A 14,530-nucleotide genomic window follows, 5' to 3' on the forward strand; every position below is an offset into this window, starting at 1 on the left:
TCGTACGTCGAGGGGAAGGGTGGCGCATGGCCGAGAACACCGATCTGGCGAGCCTGCGGGGCGCGGCCCTGCTCGACGCGCTGGACCGCGTCGACGGTCTCGGCCCGGAGATCGGCGCCCTGGACGTGAACGCGCTGGCCGACGCGGTGGACCCCCGCGAGCTGGGCAAGGACGACTTCCGCCGGTTGCTGGCCACGTTGATCCGCCTCGCGGAGAAGGCCCCGGCCTTCTCCCTGGCGAAGGTCGACCCGGCGCGTTTCGCGAACCTGGTGGCGCGCGCGTCACGGGCCCAGTTGGAGGCCGTGATCGGCGAGCGCGTGCTGCGCGAGCGGGTGCTGAACGAAATCTTCGCGCGCATGGGAGCGCACATCCGGGTGGACCGTGCGCGCTCGTTGCACGCGGTGGTGCACTGGCGCCTGTCCGGCGGCACCGGCGACGGCGGTTACGACCGCTACGAGACGGTGATCTCGAAGGGCGCCTGCACGGTTTCGCGCGAGATGAAGGAGAAGCCGCGCGTGACGATCACGGTCGCCCCGACGGACTTCTTCCGGATCATCACCCACCAGGCCACCCCGGCGGTGCTCTTCGTGACGGGGAAGATCAGGGTGAAGGGCGACCTCGCCTTCGCCGCCGGCCTGATCGGCTACTTCGACCTCCCCCAGCCGGCCTGAGTCGTCCGTGCTCCCGTGGCGACGATCCTCCCGTCCGCCCTCCGCCGCCGCGGCGGCCGGCCAGGAGCTCAACGCTTTCGCCCGGCGGCTGGAGCTGGCGAAGCTGAACCCGGAGCAGTTCGTGCAGGTGCTGGAAACCCTGCACATGCTGGGCACCGCGGGCGCGGGCATCGAACTCAGCTCCATGTCGACGCAAGTCCTGGTCGACATCGTCGGCAACTCCTCCCGCGAGCAACTCAAGGCGATCGCCGACCACCCGGAACTGCGCGCGGTGTTCCTGGACGAGATCTTCCGCCGAATGTCGGAGCACTTCCTCCCGGACCGAGCCCGCTACGTCAACGTAGTGGTCTCCTGGCGCTTCCCCAGCGGCGAAGCCGACTACGACCGCTTCCAAACGGTGATCGAGGACGGCCTGTGCGTCTCCAGCACCGACCTCTCCCGCACCCCGGACACCACGATCACCCTCTCGGTCGACGACTTCATCCGCATGACCACCGGCAACGCCACCGTCGCGACCATGTTCGTGACCGGCCGGGTAAAGGTAAAGGGCGAGTACGCGCCAGCCGTGCGGCTGTCCAGCTACTTCGACATCCCCAAGCCCAGTGAAGGGCTGTAGGTCCGGAAGTCGGCCGAAGCTGTCGGTGTCACCTCGTTGAAGGCGCGTAGCGAATCGTGGGCCGCACGGCGTACCTCGGCGTCGAGGTGCTCGTCTTCCAGGGTTTCGAATGACATGAATGCCCCGAGCCGAAGCAGACGTTTCAGGAAGTCCTTGAGCAGATCGGTTTCGTTCAGCTCCCTGGTGTCGATCTCGTGCCACACCCGCAGAATCGACCGGACCAGCTGCGGGCTGCCGCCTAGCGCCCGACGTCGAGCGTAGATCTGGTCGAACGCGCCTTCACCGAGGATGTGCAGCGCTGCATAGGGCTCGGTGCCGTCAGGGTCGTGGACCAGGTGCGCGCGCCACCAGAGGCGGCCGAAGACGTGCCGGGTCAGATCCTTGGCGAGGAACCGCTCATCGGTCCTCTTCTCGAAACGCCAGAAGGAGACATCCGGCAGCAGGACGAGGGCGACGAAAACCCAGATGTCCCTGGCCGCTGCCTCGGCTGGAGCCAGCCCGGTCGTCCGGTGCAGCAACTCGGCGACCTTCCGGTCGAAGTCCGTTCGAGCTCTCGCCGTCGCCTCGTCGGGGAAGCCTGCCTCGCGCGCCGCAGCGACCACAGACTGACGCAGCCGATCCAGGTCCTTCTCGCGAACGCGATCACCCCCCGTCGCGGCGTAGACGGTGGAATCGTGTCGTAGCATGGCGTGCCGTTCGAGCTCGTCGATCGACAGCGATTTGTACTGTTCGTAGAGAGCATGCGCCTGACGAGGCAGCAGCCGGGGGTAAAGGACGCTCATCAGGACTCCTCGAAGATCCGAACGGCGTGCTGTAGCTCGGTGGCGAACCCCGTCGGCGACTGCTCTTGTCTGCGGCGCAGGTGGTTCGTGCTCTGCCCCGGGAACAATCGCGTGACGAGAGTCTGCAGGGTACTGCCCATGCTCTCGTCCCCGTATTCGATGTCCAGGGCGAAGTCGGGCTCGCGGAGCGCGTATTCGACCAACGTCCGGGCCACGTCCGCGTGAACCGTCGACAACACCACGCGATCGACGGGCTTGGGCTTGCTCGCGTTGCGCATCGCCTCCACCAAGACCGACTTGCGCTCATTCACCAGCAGGAGCAGCCCTCCCATCGTGGCGGTCTCCAAGTCACCGCCTATTTCGACGTGCCAACCCGCGTCCTGCGGGTACTGGGTTTCGGAGAAGTCGATTACGGCCATGGGGAAAAGCGGCGCATCTCCCTGCAAGCGAGTGCCGTACTGATCCGCCCACAGCACGGAGCCTGCCCTGTGGGCCGAGGCCAATGCCCCGGCGTCGCAGTATTCGGCCAACACCAGGGTGGTGTCCAGTACGAGTAGTCCACCCAACTGGCTACCGGGCAGCACAACGTCGAGATCGACGTCGGTGACGCCCGACTCGGGGAGCCGGATGCGGGCGCCCGCGGCTTTCAGCCCTGAGCCACCCGCGGTCCACACCAAGGCCAGCGTCAACTTCGCCGAGGGCGGGAGTCCGGTGGCGTGTCGCACGAGGTCCACGTCGACCGTGACCGACTGCCGCAGGGGCAGGTCCATCCGGTAGTCCCAGTCGTCGAGGGCAGCGGGCAGTGGCACGGGGACGTCTTCGAGAAGCAGTTGCCACGGCCCGGCTGTTACCGACCCCGGCGCAGCCAGCCGGTACGGCGGTGCCTGCCTGCTCATCGGTCCGCCACCTCACGCTGTGCGGACACCGCGATCTCGGTCATCGTGTCGGGCGCCGGGCGGACAAGTACCCGCCACACTTCTTCGCCTCCGTCGACCATCCGCGTCGATTGGGTGTGGAGTGCGCCGTCCGGGCTTTCCCAGCCGAAGAACTGCGGTTGGTCGGCGGCCCGGGGCGGATCGGTTTCTCGGCTGCTGGTGCCTGCGAGGGCCACCCCGAGGTCTGCGACACACCGATGGGTTCCGGGGGTGTTGATCCGAAACGCCTGGACCAGGAGCACGTGGCCGGATCGGACCTCGTAGTACGGCGAACCGAGGTACTCGACCCTCGGACGGCGCCCGCTGGACGGGCCTGGATCGGTCCGGTCATCGCGGTCGTGCTGCGGTGCGGAGTCAGTAGCCGGTACTCCGGTCGGCCCGGGTTCGAACAAGTCGCCGGTGTGCTGCGTCGTGGTGCTTGCCGGCGCCGGTGCGATCGGTTTGAACACCCTTCGGTAGTCGGAAGCGCCACCGTTGCCCCATGAGCCCGCGACGAGGTCGGAGAACGCGCGACTGGCCGCACCCAGTGCGATCTCCGACGAGCCGGCACGAACTTTTCCGTCCACTTCGATCAACTCTTCGACGGACTCCTTGATCCGGGTGAAGGTGGTCTTGACGAAGGTTTTGTCCCTTCCGTCCAGAGATTGCCAATGCCAGGCGTCGTGTGTCGGTGGTTCGGACGCAGCGAAGGTGCTGTCGAGCTGCGCGTCCGCCCGAAACACGCCCGCGTAGGAAACGTACTCGGCTGACGGCTTTGGCCCGGAATAATAGGTGACCACCAGCTCGGCAGTTCGCATCAGGCACACGTGGTGCACGGTGGTTCCGATTCCTGCGGCCGAGCCCGCCGAGGTTTCGGCGAACGGCGGTATGAAGCGTTTCTCGAAACCCAGCAGACCCAGCGTGGCCTTGGGCTTCATGCACTTGAGCTCTCTACCGTCGTGCTCCGAGCGCATCGCCTCGTGAGCGGCGACGAACATGTCCAACGGACTCGTCTCCCGTGGATCCGGAACCGGAACGGTGATTCCGTCGCACTCGACCGAGAAGCGCATCGGTGGCGAATCTCCGTCGGAACTGCCCAGCATCTTCGGCCAGAGGTTCCAAGCGATCGTTTCCGCAAGATAGCTCCCGGCCTCCTCGGCCGTACGTTCGCCGAGATCGGGGTCGATGACGACCACCGTCGTGCCGGTTTCCTCCTGGGCGAAGGCGCGAAGCCCCAGCCGCTCGGCGACGGCTTCCGCTCCGGCGCCGACCAGCGGTTCGACGACGTCGTCCCAAGACATTGTGCCCCACCAATGGCGGCCGGTGAAGCGTTGTCCCGACAGCCCTTCACCCACTGCGTAGCTCTTCCAAAGGGCGCAGCCCATCAGACGGGTCTCGAAGCCGCCGTCCACTCGACACCGCGTGTGGACGAGCACGGTGCCTGGCCGGCTGAGGAGGTAGAAAATCCCTTTGCCGAAACCGTAGGTACCGCCGCCGAGTTCGGTATCCCTCGGCTCCCCGATGTTCCTGATGAACGAGACGAAGTCGTGATTCTCGACCACCGCGTTGTCCGCACGGGTGGGGCCGCCCAGACCGGTCGTCCCGCGGTCCGAAATCGACAGGATCCTGAGGGAGGACGCCGAAACCGACTGCCGCAGCGGCAGGTTTCCGTGTCCGGGGATGCGGCGGCTGAGCAATTCCCGCCACGCTGGTGCGTGAGCCGGGCTCACAGCCCGCAGATCGAGATGGTAGTCGACGGTGGTATCACCGCGCCTTGCATCCCAGCTGTTCTGTGCCGATTCGCGCACGAGGATGGTCAGCAGGTCCAGCGCCGGGCGGCCCAGTTGGTTACGGATCCCTTCCGCAGCGCTCGCCCCTTCGGGCGGGAACTTCTGTGAATGCCAGGCTGGTTCGGTCACTTGTTCTCCTGGGTGATTCGGACTATCCGATCACGGATGCCGTGCGTCTCGGTGGTCTGCGGCCGCTGCCGATCGAGATCGATCGTGTAGTCGAGGTCGGTGACACCCGGCGGCGCCGACGAGGGTTCGACGCGAGGGAAACCGGCATCCACCTCGTACCAACGTTCTTCACGGATCACAAAGTGCTTGTCGCGGTACAGATCGGCGTCGACCGGTCGGTAGCCCGCTTCCGCGAGTTTGAACAACAGCCCGGTTTCGTCGTCGCCGGCTTTGCGCGCGGCCTCCACGAGGTCACCGATCGTCCTCCCGCGTTCGACGACCGGCTCCAACCGGATCCACACCAGGTCGAGATCCCCGTGTGGAGGAGGTTGGAGCTGTTCCACACCGTGGATGCGGACCTTGCGGTCCTTCGGCGCGGTCGAGGTCTTCACCTCGATGCCTCGGGCGCCGACGGTGAAATCGTGGCGATGTCCAGATGGGCCGGTCCAGAAGTCGATCGCGGTGCTCTCGCCCTCCAACAGGTGGTTCAGCACCACCAATTCACCGAAGAGACCGGCCAGCCCATCGGCGCTCAGCGGAGCAGGCGAGGGCTGAAACAGCGCACGCCAGCGGTTCAGGACGTTGTAGAGCGCTTTGAGAGGGCGTTCCGATGCTTCTGCGACGGCGGCCAGCACGTCGGCGACCAGGCCGGTGAACACCTCGTCGAGGTCCCTGCGGACGCAGCCCAGATCTGCGTAACGTTCGTAGACTTCACCGTTCTCCAAGGGACGTTCGCGGAGGGTAAGCGCGGCACCGTCATAGTTGCGACGGATGCCCTGATCCGCGCTCAACGGTACGAGCAAATGGCGAAGCCCCTCGTGATCCATCGCTGCGAGTACCGGTCCGAGCGGCGTCGTCACCGGCAGTTCCGAAGTGCGCACGTGCCGCGGTCCGGAGGTCGGCTCCTCCTCCAGCATCGTCCAGTGGTCATCCACCACTTTCCGCAGCGTGGCGGCCATCAGTCGTCCACCGTGTGCAGGGCGCTCAGGTCCTCGTCCTCGATGTGCACATTGGCCAGGTTCGTGCTGACGGAATTCCACTCGACTGCCGAATCGTCGGAAGTGGGCTCCGGCAGGACGAGACCGACGCCGATCACGTCTTCGGCCGCGTTCAGCGGTCGACGGTGGTCGGCTCGCCGGTCGAGAGGCGTCGAATCCTTGTCGATCGCATAGAGCGCCAGCAACGCGGTGCCCGGGCTCTGATGGGCTCGCAATTCCTTGATCATCTTCTCGGTGAGCTCGCCCTTGACGGAGGAGACGTCGAGGTCGATGGCCGCATCCCGTCGGCTCATCAGGGTCTTGATGTCGACCCGGCCGGCATCCTCGGCATCGAGCGCCGATCGGGTGACCATGCGGACGGTGAACTCGTTAGCGAAAGAGAACAGTTTCGGTGCTTCGTCTCCAGCGGAACCGCCGATGATCGCCACGTTCCAGCTACGCAGGGCTCCGGACCTGGCGATCCGCCGGGCGATGTACTCGGTCAGCAGCTTGGAGTCGCATTCCTGTGACCTCTCGTCGAAGGAGTAGTCACGTAGGAATTCGGTGACAATGTCGTGGGGGACGTTGCGGATCAGCTTGTTGCCGTCCTTGACCGACTTGTCCGTCCGGCCCTCCAGGGCTGCCTTGTCGATCAAGGTGCGGGCCGCCGCTTGGTTGCCGGTAAGCCATTCCCGGTCGGTGCGGAAGTAACGGGTCTGGACTCGCTGGCCCCCGTACGCAGAGGCTGAGGGCACAGCATTGGTCATTTTGGCGGCCGCGGTGACGCGAAGGGCCGGGTGCGTGCGCAGCCGGACGGCGAACGTCATCGGTGTCTTGTCTTCCACCATGTAGACGTCGATATCCCGGCGCATCTCGGTCTCGACCGTTGCGATGTGGCGGAACCAGTCGCGGAGCTCGTTGGTCATCCAGATCCGCGGCAGGTCGGCGTAGCCATTGCGAAAGCCGAACCATCGACCCATCTGCAGCAGTGTGTCGTAGGCGGACACTGAACGGACGAAGAAACTCACAGCCAAACCCTCGAGGGTCAGCCCTCGGGACAAGGTGTTCCCGCCGACCGCGATCGCGACCACCGGACCGTTCTCGTAGTCCAAGCGGTCCTTGCTGCCGGAGTTGTCCATGACGATGCGGCAGTCGTGCAGAACGCCCGGCAGCAGAGACTCCAATTCGTCGAACGTCACCTTTTTTTCATGGAAATCCTCGGCGCGCACTCGTGCGCTTTCGTGCTCCCAGATTTTGCGCAACTCGGCCGAGAGTTCGCCGTCTCCCGAACGCACCAGCGTTTCGGTGGCATCGCGGAACTTCTCCAACGGTTGTTCGAAGCTGTTGTGCACGGACGTGTTGACGCTGGTGTGCACCAGCATGGTCGAGTGGGGGTTGCCTTTGTTCCGCACTCGACGTGCGGCCGTGCAGACCCAGAAGTAGAGGATTGCGGTGCGCAAGCTTCCGGTGATCTCGGGTCGGAACCCGTCCATCTCCGCTCGTGAGCCGGGCCGGACCAGCTCGACCTCGGACCGAGGTACCTCCCTGATCATGTCGTACCCGTCGAACACGTCCTCTGGGTCTTCGCCGTCGATCACGTCCCGACCGAACAGCACCTCGGTCCCGAAGTGACCTTGGGGCTTGGGGAGATTGACGATGAAGTGCTTCGGGTACAGATCCTTGGCCGAGGGGTCGATCAGGAGGTTGGCAAAGGGCGTCGCGGTGTAGCCCACGTAGGCCGATTTCGGCAAGCGGCCGAGAATCTCGCAGATGAGTGGGTTGATCGTGGCGGTTGCGACAGTAGCCTGGTCGGCCTCGTCGTCGATTATCAGGGCAGGACAGTCCGCCAGGTATTCCGCCGCCGTCTCGAGCCAGGCCGAGAACTTTTCCAAGACCCGAGGGTTCTTCTTGATCACGCACAGAATATGCTGCTTGTTGTTCTTTGCCAGGTAGGCTGCCGCATTGGCAGGTGGTGTGAAATCCTTGTCCGGATCGGTCAGCTGGAGCCACCGCGACGGGTTGGGCTTGACCAGTTGCTGCACGAGGCGGCGCTGGGTCTGGCGGCGAAGACCGTTGTGGATGCCGGCGAGCACGATGAACAGCTTGTAGCCGCGATCTGCGGCTTTCGCCGTCACAGCGGTGAAGTTGGTGGTCTTGCCGGATTGGACGTAGCCGACGACCAGCCCCTTCGTCGAGAATGCCCGTGTCTGCGGGTGACTCAGCAGGGAGACGACCTTGGTCGAAGCGCCGTCGAGGTCATCAAGGCTCTTGTCCGACCAGCCGGACTTCTTCAGGGTTTCTTCGAGCGCGGGCCAGCACTTGTCCTTCGCCCGGGGCCCGGTGTACCAGGTGAACCGGTTGTCGAGAACGACGGTGCGCGGTTCCTCCCGCTCTTTGACCTTGCGCACCTCCTGCTCATGCCGTTCGGCGATCTGCTGAAGCAGGTCCTCCGACGCTCCGAACAGCTCCAGGTTCTTCATCGCGGTCTCCGGAGTGCCGGAGTCCACCCAGTCGAGGAACGCCGCGTACTGCTGGTCGAACTTGCCGGTCACCGGTCCTCCATCTGTGTCTCCGAATGCCGACGGGGATAACCGGCGCCGACATGAACCACGTTAGAGCTCGTCGAACGCTCCCGTCGGCAAATGGTGACACGACCCTTGAACGGGTGCTGTCGTGCCGGCGTCTGAGCGTTCCGTGATCGTTCCGTCGCGCAGACGGCCGAGTTTGTTACTCCGTGTGGTTACAAACCTGTCACATCGACATGACCAGGGAGTGAAGGACTTGGCCGGCGTGTCGGGTTGGGCAAAGTCACCGGCCTTATAGACTCCCGAGCCATGACCGACGGACAGCCGCCCTCGCCTTCGCCTGCGCAGGTTGCGATGGTGGACCTCTTCGCTGGTCCGGGCGGACTCGACGTCGCCGCTCACTGGCTCAAGTTGCCCGTTGCCGGGATCGAGTGGGATGCGGACGCGTGTGCCACCCGCAGGGCTGCGAACGTGCACACGAAACAGGGTGACGTCCGCCATTCGAAGCCGCTTGATTTTCCCGAGGCCCGCATCTTGACGGGTGGGCCTCCCTGCCAGACCTACACGGTCGCGGGAAAGGGCAACGGGCGACGAGTGCTCGACCAGGTCGTCTCGTTCATCGATGACACGGTCGAGAGAGTCAAGCGCAAGATCCCCATGCCGGACTTGTCGGTCCTCGAGGACGACCGCACCGGTCTGGTCCTTGAGCCTTTGCGTTGGGCCGTCGACGCCGCCGAGCGTGGCGCCCATTACGAAGCCATCGTCCTCGAACAGGTTCCTGCGGTGTTGCCTGTGTGGAAAGAGTTCGCCCGCGTACTCGAGCAGTACGACTACGACGTCAAATGCGGAATTCTCCACACCGAGGATTTCGGTGTTCCGCAGACTCGACGCCGGGCGATTTTGATTGCTCGGCACGGGGAGACAGCGAAACTTCCCGAGCCCACCCACCGTCGTTACCGGAAGGGTGAGGCCCGCGGGGATGGCGATCCGCGCTTGAGGCCTTGGAAGACGATGGGCGAAGCGCTCGGTTGGTCGGAGGAATTTACCGTGGTGTCGAACTACGGCACCGGAGGCGACCCGAAGGCTCGGGGCGAGCGTTACTCGAACGAACCGGCTTTCACGGTCACGGGCAAGGTTTCACGTAACCGGCTCGTCGGCCGGCCGATGGGCGCGCCCGTGCGTTTCAGCGATGACGAGGCAGGCAGGCTACAGACCTTCCCGCCGGACTACCCCTGGTCCGGACGGGGTGTGGCCCAGCAGATCGGGAACGCGATCCCACCTCGCTTGGCCGCGCACGTCCTTGCGGCGGCTCTGGGCAAGAAGCTCGATGTGAAAGTTCTGGACCAGTGCGTCAAGCGACGCTGGAACGACACACGGAACGGTGTCGACGGACTGTTGCTGGACGTCGAGGAGGGTTAAGCCTCAGCGTCGCTTTTCGATTGCCTCGATGATCCGGGCCGCGGCTTCGTCCACGGTCTCGTGCTCCCAGACTCGCAGGGGAAGCCAGCCTGCGGCGGCCAGGCGGGCGTCGGTGTCGCCGTCTCGCCGGCGATTGGTTTCGATCTTCGTCCGCCAGAAGTCGGCGTTGTTCTTAGGCCATGTGCCGTGGTCGGGGCATCCGTGCCAGAAGCAGCCGTCCACGAAGACGGCGACGCGCGTTGGGCCGAACACCAAGTCGGCTTCGCGGCGTACACCCTTCAACGGACGGCGGTGTACGCGATAACGGAAGCCGGCCGCATGCAGGGCCTTGCGCAGGGCAATCTCGATCCCGGTGTCACGGGACTTCTGCCTGCTCATGCGTCCGCGCACCGCGGATGTGGTTTCTAAGTGCTCCACGGGGGTCATTGTGACAAACGCGATCGTTGTTCGCTTTCCCGAACTGACTTAGCCCTCGATGATCCGACCCTCGATCACCGGGTGTGGCTTCTCCGAGGGGTGCGGGTCGGGGTCGACGATCTCGCTGTCGACGACCATTACCGGGCCGCGGGCGCGGTTGGCGTGGCGGACGGCGCGCTTTTCCGCGCGGCGCAGCCACAGCTTGCGGGCCACGGCGCGGGAGGGGGGCAGCATCAGGAGCAGGCCCACCACGTCGCTGACGAAGCCCGGGATCATGATCAACACGCCGCCCAGGGCGATGAGCATGCCGTCGGTCAGTTCCTTCTCCGGGTTGCGGCCGGATTGGGCCGTGGAGATGAACGCGCGCATCGCCTTGCCGCCCTCGCGGCGGGCCAGCCAGGAGCCGACGAAGGCGCCGGCCAGCAGCAACGCGATCGTGCCGAGCACCCCGACGGCCGAGCCCACCGCCCAGATCGCGGCGAACTCGGCGATGACGTAGAGCAGGAACACGACAGCCATACCCGGTGAACGAACGAGGTGACCGTTTTGCTCCCGGCCTCGGTTCGGAGTGGCCGCTGGGGGTGGCGGAGGGGCGGGGTGACGTGGGGAACGGGGGTGGCTCGTGGGTCGGATCACACCGGGATGCTTCGGCTGATCGGGCCAGGTCGCGGCCAGGGTGTCTTGGTGCTCGCGGCGAGGCCAGCCAGGTCGGAGTGGCTCTGTCGCGAAGCGGGCTGGGGCAGGGTGGTGGTCGCGGTCAGGTGGACCCGTCCGTGCTCGTGGTGAACCTGCCGGGCGTGACGTCCGAGGGCAGGCCGCCGTGGAGCCGACCTCGGCCGCAGCGGCTCCCCGATCAGCTCAAACCGTCCGCAGGAACGCCTCCACCTCGCGACGCGAACCCAGCAACACCTGCTGCGCGCCCGGGGACTCCGTCGCGATGCGGGCGAGCAGCTGTGAACGATGCGAGGCGCGCCAGCCCCAGATCCACCGGATCAACTCGAGGTCCACCTTCGACCGGCACCCCGGCGCCTGGGTGTCCTGGCCGCGTTCGCGCCAGGTGCGAGTCAGCACCCGGCGCAGACTCGTCCACCGGGACACGTCCAAGAACACCACGGTGTCGGCCAGTGGCAACCGGAGGTCCAGGGTTCTGCTGTAGTTGCCGTCGATCACCCAGCCGGGCGACCGGACCGCCGTGGCCACGGCCGCGCGGAAGTCCGGCAGCGGTGCTTCCACCCAGTCCGGGCGCCAGTACAGGTGGTCCAGGTGGGTGACCGGGACGTCCAGACGCACCGCCAGGCGGCGCGCGAGGGTGGATTTGCCGCTGCCCGAACAGCCGAAGATCAGGACTCGCCGCCTCACGGGGCCAGCGTAGCGGCCGAGCACGCCTCGACCGGTCGGCAGGCGACAGGCCCCACCACTTGAGTCGTCGGCGCACCTCTCAGCCCGGTAGGAAACTCTGCCCCACCACCGTTTGTGCCGCCGAGAACCGCCACCACCGACGGTTGCCGCGATCCACGCCGCAGCCGTGGCGAGCGGTGGCAAACGGGCCCGGGACGACGCTAACCGGCCAGATACGCCCGGGCCTGCAGGGTGAACAGCTCGGCGTAACCCCCGCCCGCGGTCATCAGCTCCTCGTGCGTCCCGTACTCCGCCACCTTCCCGTGGTCCAGCAGGAGGATCCGCTCGGCTTGGCGGACCGTGCTGAACCGGTGCGAGATGTACAGCGTGGTGCGGCCCTCGGCGAGGGTGCGCAGGCGCGCGAACAGCTCGTGCTCGGCCTGGGCGTCCAGGGCCGAGGTCGGCTCGTCGAGGATCAGGATGGGGGCTTCGCGCTGGAAGGCCCTGGCCAGCGCGATCTTCTGCCATTCGCCGCCCGAGAGCGACACGCCCTGGTCGAACCAGCGGCCGAGCGGGCTGTCGTAGCCGGACGGCAGCCGTTCGATGCGCTCGTCGGCGCCGGCGCGGCGGGCGGAGTCTTCGATGTGCGGGCGGTCCTCGAGCCGGTCGAGGTCGCCGAGGCCGATGTTCTCCGCCGCGGTGCCCTGGTAGGTCACGTAGTCCTGGAACATCGCGCTGATCCGGGTGCGCAGCTCGTCCGGGTCGTACTCGCGGATGTCGACGCCGTCGAGCCGGATGCGGCCGCCGGTCGGGTCGTAGAGCCGGCACAGCAGCTTGAACAGGGTGGACTTGCCCGCCCCGTTGCGGCCCACCACGGCGACCGTCTCACCCGGCGTGATCTCGAAGCTCACGCCGTCCAGCGCGGGCTCCTCGGCGCCCGGGTAGCTGAAGCTCACCGATTCGAACCGGATGTGTCCCTCCACAGTGGACGGCATCGGCCGCGGTGACGGCGGGGCCACGATCTCCGGCTCGGTGTCCAGGAACCGGTAGAGCGTGTCCAGGTACAGGTTGTTCTCGTACATCCCGGAGAACGCCGTGAACAGGCCCGAAACCGAGGTCTGCACCGAGGTCGCGGCCGCGGTGTACAGCGCCAGGTCGCCCAGCGTCAGCCGCCCGCCGACGGCCTCCAGTGCGATGTACAGCGCGATCGCCGATCCCACCAGGGTGCTCAGCAGCCCCCAGGACGTCGAGCTCACGTTGCGCCGGATGGTCAGCTTCCGCTGGCGCGCGTACGACACCTGCCCGAGCCGCCGGAACCGGTCCACGAAGTACGGCCCCAGCCCGAAGAGCTTGGTCTCCTTGGCGTAGGTGTCCGTGGTGACCAGCGAGGACAGGTAGTCCATCCGGCGCTTGATCGGCGACATCAGGAAGGTCAGCCAGAACGCGCGTGAGCCGTACTTCGACTGCGAGATGAACGCCGGGATCGGCGCGAGCAGGGCGACCAGCGCCAGCAGCGGGCTGATCGAGACGAGCAGCGCGATCATGCTGCCGAACGTGATCGCCGTGCGCCCCAGGCCCAGGGCCGAGTTCATCATCGACAACGGCCGCGTCGGCGCCTCCTGCGTGGCCTGGCGCAGCATGTCGTAGGAGGCCGAGCCCTCGAAGTAGGCCAGGTGCAGCTCGCTGGAGTGCGCCATCACGCGGTGGCGGATGGTCAGCGCCATCCGTTCCTGCAGCAGCGTCTGCGCGATGGTGGTGAACGAGCTGCTGAGCGCGGTCGCGGCCAGTACGCCGAACTGGACCAGCGTGATCCACACGACTTCGCTGGTGCTGCCGCGGTGCTGGATCGCCGCGACGACCGCGTCCAGCAGCAGCTTCGCGACGTACGCGGTGGCCGTCGGCAGCAGCCCGGAGACCAGCGTGACCAGCGCCAGCACGAGGGTCAGCGGCCGGCTGGCCTGCCAGGTCAGCCGGGTCACCTTCGGCAGTCCGCGCACGGTCCCGGCCACCGAGGTCTTCATCCGGCTCAGCCGGGACCGCAGGTCGCGCGGCTGCTCCGGCGGCTTCGGCTCCGGAATGTCGACCGGGCCGGTCAGGCCGCTGTCCGGGACGGTCGACGGCGGACGCCGGCGGCCCCGCCGGCCGAGCATCTGCTCGAACCCCCCACCCCCGCCTGGGATCACGCGGACACCGCGCCGTGGAGGAAGACGTCGATCACTTCGGCCGAGGACGGTCCGCCCGGCACCGGCCGGGCCATCGAGAACAGCAGGGACAGGAACAGGGCGGCGGCCTTCTCGATCGGCAGCCGCAGGTTGGCCGCGTCGGGCCGGAGCAGGCCGACGATCGCCGTCCGCATCGCCTCCATGGATTCACGCCGGCTGTCCCCGCTCTTGGCCGCCCGGCCGCGCAGGTGCTCGGGCCGCACGCGCTCCCGGTGGACGGCCGTCATCACCGCGCCGATCCGGTGCAGGTGCGCGACCAGCGCCTCGACCGCCTCCTGCAGCCGCTGCTCCAGCGGCAGGTCCCCGGGGATCTCGCCGATGATCTCCAGCGACTCGCCGGGGTCGAGCGCGGCGACCACGCACGCCTCGATCAGCTCGTCCTTGTCCTTGAACGCCCGGAAGATCGTGCCCTCGCCGATCCCCGCCGCCCGCGCGATCTGGCTGGTCGTCACGGCGGCCCCGTGTTCGACGACCAGCGGCAGCACCGCGCGCACGATCATGCTGCGCCGGTCCTCGGGCGCCATGCCCGGCGCCCGGCGCCTCGTCTCCGTGGGTGACATGCCCGCCAATGTACGGAGTGAGCGCTCACTCCGTCAACGTGAGCACTGCGCCGGGGCGATCCGACGGCGGTGCGGGGCTGTCCCCCCGCAGAAGGGAAGAGGGGCCTTCCGCCGGCGGAAGGCCCCTCTTC

13 protein-coding genes are annotated in these 14,530 nt (G+C 66.8%); 3 read left to right on the forward strand and 10 right to left on the reverse strand.

Annotated elements, in window-relative coordinates; genetic code table 11:
* The first annotated feature begins 26 nt into the window (after nt 1–26).
* Nucleotides 27–671, forward strand: a complete 645-nt coding sequence (locus tag NYF13_RS06425; protein ID WP_315654820.1) for an SCP2 sterol-binding domain-containing protein — start codon at nt 27–29, stop codon at nt 669–671.
* 7 nt (nt 672–678) lie between these two features.
* Nucleotides 679–1,287 carry an SCP2 sterol-binding domain-containing protein gene (locus NYF13_RS06430; protein ID WP_315654821.1) on the forward strand — a complete coding sequence of 203 codons (609 nt, stop codon included), beginning with the start codon at nt 679–681 and terminating at the stop codon, nt 1,285–1,287.
* Here the strand turns inward: NYF13_RS06430 and NYF13_RS06435 are convergent.
* The 5 genes from NYF13_RS06435 to NYF13_RS06455 are packed head-to-tail and all read right to left on the reverse strand — an operon-like array spanning nt 1,251 to nt 8,470.
* Nucleotides 1,251–2,069: a DUF6339 family protein gene (locus tag NYF13_RS06435; RefSeq protein ID WP_315654823.1), complete on the reverse strand. Its 819-nt coding sequence runs from the start codon at nt 2,067–2,069 to the stop codon at nt 1,251–1,253. The genes NYF13_RS06430 and NYF13_RS06435 overlap by 37 nt on opposite strands.
* On the reverse strand, nt 2,069–2,965 hold the full coding sequence (locus tag NYF13_RS06440; protein ID WP_315654825.1) for a hypothetical protein: 897 nt from the start codon (nt 2,963–2,965) through the stop codon (nt 2,069–2,071). Before NYF13_RS06440 ends, NYF13_RS06435 begins: the two co-directional genes overlap by 1 nt.
* Nucleotides 2,962–4,902 carry a hypothetical protein gene (locus NYF13_RS06445; RefSeq protein ID WP_315654828.1) on the reverse strand — a complete coding sequence of 647 codons (1,941 nt, stop codon included), beginning with the start codon at nt 4,900–4,902 and terminating at the stop codon, nt 2,962–2,964. The genes NYF13_RS06440 and NYF13_RS06445 overlap by 4 nt, the downstream gene beginning before the upstream one ends.
* Nucleotides 4,899–5,900, reverse strand: a complete 1,002-nt coding sequence (locus NYF13_RS06450) for a PD-(D/E)XK motif protein (RefSeq protein WP_315654829.1) — start codon at nt 5,898–5,900, stop codon at nt 4,899–4,901. The genes NYF13_RS06445 and NYF13_RS06450 overlap by 4 nt, the downstream gene beginning before the upstream one ends.
* Complete coding sequence (locus NYF13_RS06455; RefSeq protein ID WP_315654830.1) at nt 5,900–8,470, reverse strand: Z1 domain-containing protein; 2,571 nt, start codon at nt 8,468–8,470, stop codon at nt 5,900–5,902. The genes NYF13_RS06450 and NYF13_RS06455 overlap by 1 nt, the downstream gene beginning before the upstream one ends.
* 282 nt (nt 8,471–8,752) lie before the next feature.
* Here NYF13_RS06455 and NYF13_RS06460 point away from each other — a divergent pair, with 282 nt between their 5' ends.
* Nucleotides 8,753–9,862, forward strand: a complete 1,110-nt coding sequence (locus NYF13_RS06460; protein WP_315654831.1) for a DNA cytosine methyltransferase — start codon at nt 8,753–8,755, stop codon at nt 9,860–9,862.
* A 3-nt stretch (nt 9,863–9,865) separates the two neighbouring features.
* Here NYF13_RS06460 and NYF13_RS06465 read toward each other — a convergent pair whose 3' ends face one another.
* The 5 genes from NYF13_RS06465 to NYF13_RS06485 all read right to left on the reverse strand — a co-directional run bounded on the left by NYF13_RS06465 (nt 9,866) and on the right by NYF13_RS06485 (nt 14,363).
* Nucleotides 9,866–10,288 carry a very short patch repair endonuclease gene (locus NYF13_RS06465; protein ID WP_315654832.1) on the reverse strand — a complete coding sequence of 141 codons (423 nt, stop codon included), beginning with the start codon at nt 10,286–10,288 and terminating at the stop codon, nt 9,866–9,868.
* Nucleotides 10,289–10,327: 39 nt separating this feature from the next.
* Nucleotides 10,328–10,798, reverse strand: coding sequence for an FxsA family protein (locus NYF13_RS06470; RefSeq protein WP_315654834.1), 471 nt, complete (start codon nt 10,796–10,798; stop codon nt 10,328–10,330).
* 339 nt (nt 10,799–11,137) lie between these two features.
* Nucleotides 11,138–11,638 (reverse strand): DNA topology modulation protein FlaR, encoded by a 501-nt coding sequence (locus tag NYF13_RS06475; RefSeq protein ID WP_315654836.1) that lies wholly within the window; start codon nt 11,636–11,638, stop codon nt 11,138–11,140.
* A 200-nt stretch (nt 11,639–11,838) separates the two neighbouring features.
* Nucleotides 11,839–13,767 carry an ABC transporter ATP-binding protein gene (locus tag NYF13_RS06480; protein WP_315657232.1) on the reverse strand — a complete coding sequence of 643 codons (1,929 nt, stop codon included), beginning with the start codon at nt 13,765–13,767 and terminating at the stop codon, nt 11,839–11,841.
* 29 nt (nt 13,768–13,796) lie between these two features.
* Nucleotides 13,797–14,363 (reverse strand): TetR/AcrR family transcriptional regulator, encoded by a 567-nt coding sequence (locus NYF13_RS06485; protein ID WP_315657234.1) that lies wholly within the window; start codon nt 14,361–14,363, stop codon nt 13,797–13,799.
* Nucleotides 14,364–14,530: the final 167 nt, after the last annotated feature.

It is taken from the genome of Amycolatopsis sp. PS_44_ISF1, from assembly GCF_032335455.1.
Classification (GTDB): Bacteria; Actinomycetota; Actinomycetes; order Mycobacteriales; family Pseudonocardiaceae; genus Amycolatopsis.

Bases quoted from the DNA above. Each gene is read 5' to 3' on its own strand.
- NYF13_RS06425 (WP_315654820.1), top strand. From the start codon at position 27: ATGGCCGAGAACACCGATCTGGCGAGCCTGCGGGGCGCGGCCCTGCTC.
- NYF13_RS06435 (WP_315654823.1), bottom strand. From the start codon at position 2,069: ATGAGCGTCCTTTACCCCCGGCTGCTGCCTCGTCAGGCGCATGCTCTC.
- NYF13_RS06440 (WP_315654825.1), bottom strand. From the start codon at position 2,965: ATGAGCAGGCAGGCACCGCCGTACCGGCTGGCTGCGCCGGGGTCGGTA.
- NYF13_RS06450 (WP_315654829.1), bottom strand. From the start codon at position 5,900: ATGGCCGCCACGCTGCGGAAAGTGGTGGATGACCACTGGACGATGCTG.
- NYF13_RS06460 (WP_315654831.1), top strand. From the start codon at position 8,753: ATGACCGACGGACAGCCGCCCTCGCCTTCGCCTGCGCAGGTTGCGATG.
- NYF13_RS06465 (WP_315654832.1), bottom strand. From the start codon at position 10,288: ATGACCCCCGTGGAGCACTTAGAAACCACATCCGCGGTGCGCGGACGC.
- NYF13_RS06470 (WP_315654834.1), bottom strand. From the start codon at position 10,798: ATGGCTGTCGTGTTCCTGCTCTACGTCATCGCCGAGTTCGCCGCGATC.
- NYF13_RS06480 (WP_315657232.1), bottom strand. From the start codon at position 13,767: ATGCTCGGCCGGCGGGGCCGCCGGCGTCCGCCGTCGACCGTCCCGGAC.
- NYF13_RS06485 (WP_315657234.1), bottom strand. From the start codon at position 14,363: ATGGCGCCCGAGGACCGGCGCAGCATGATCGTGCGCGCGGTGCTGCCG.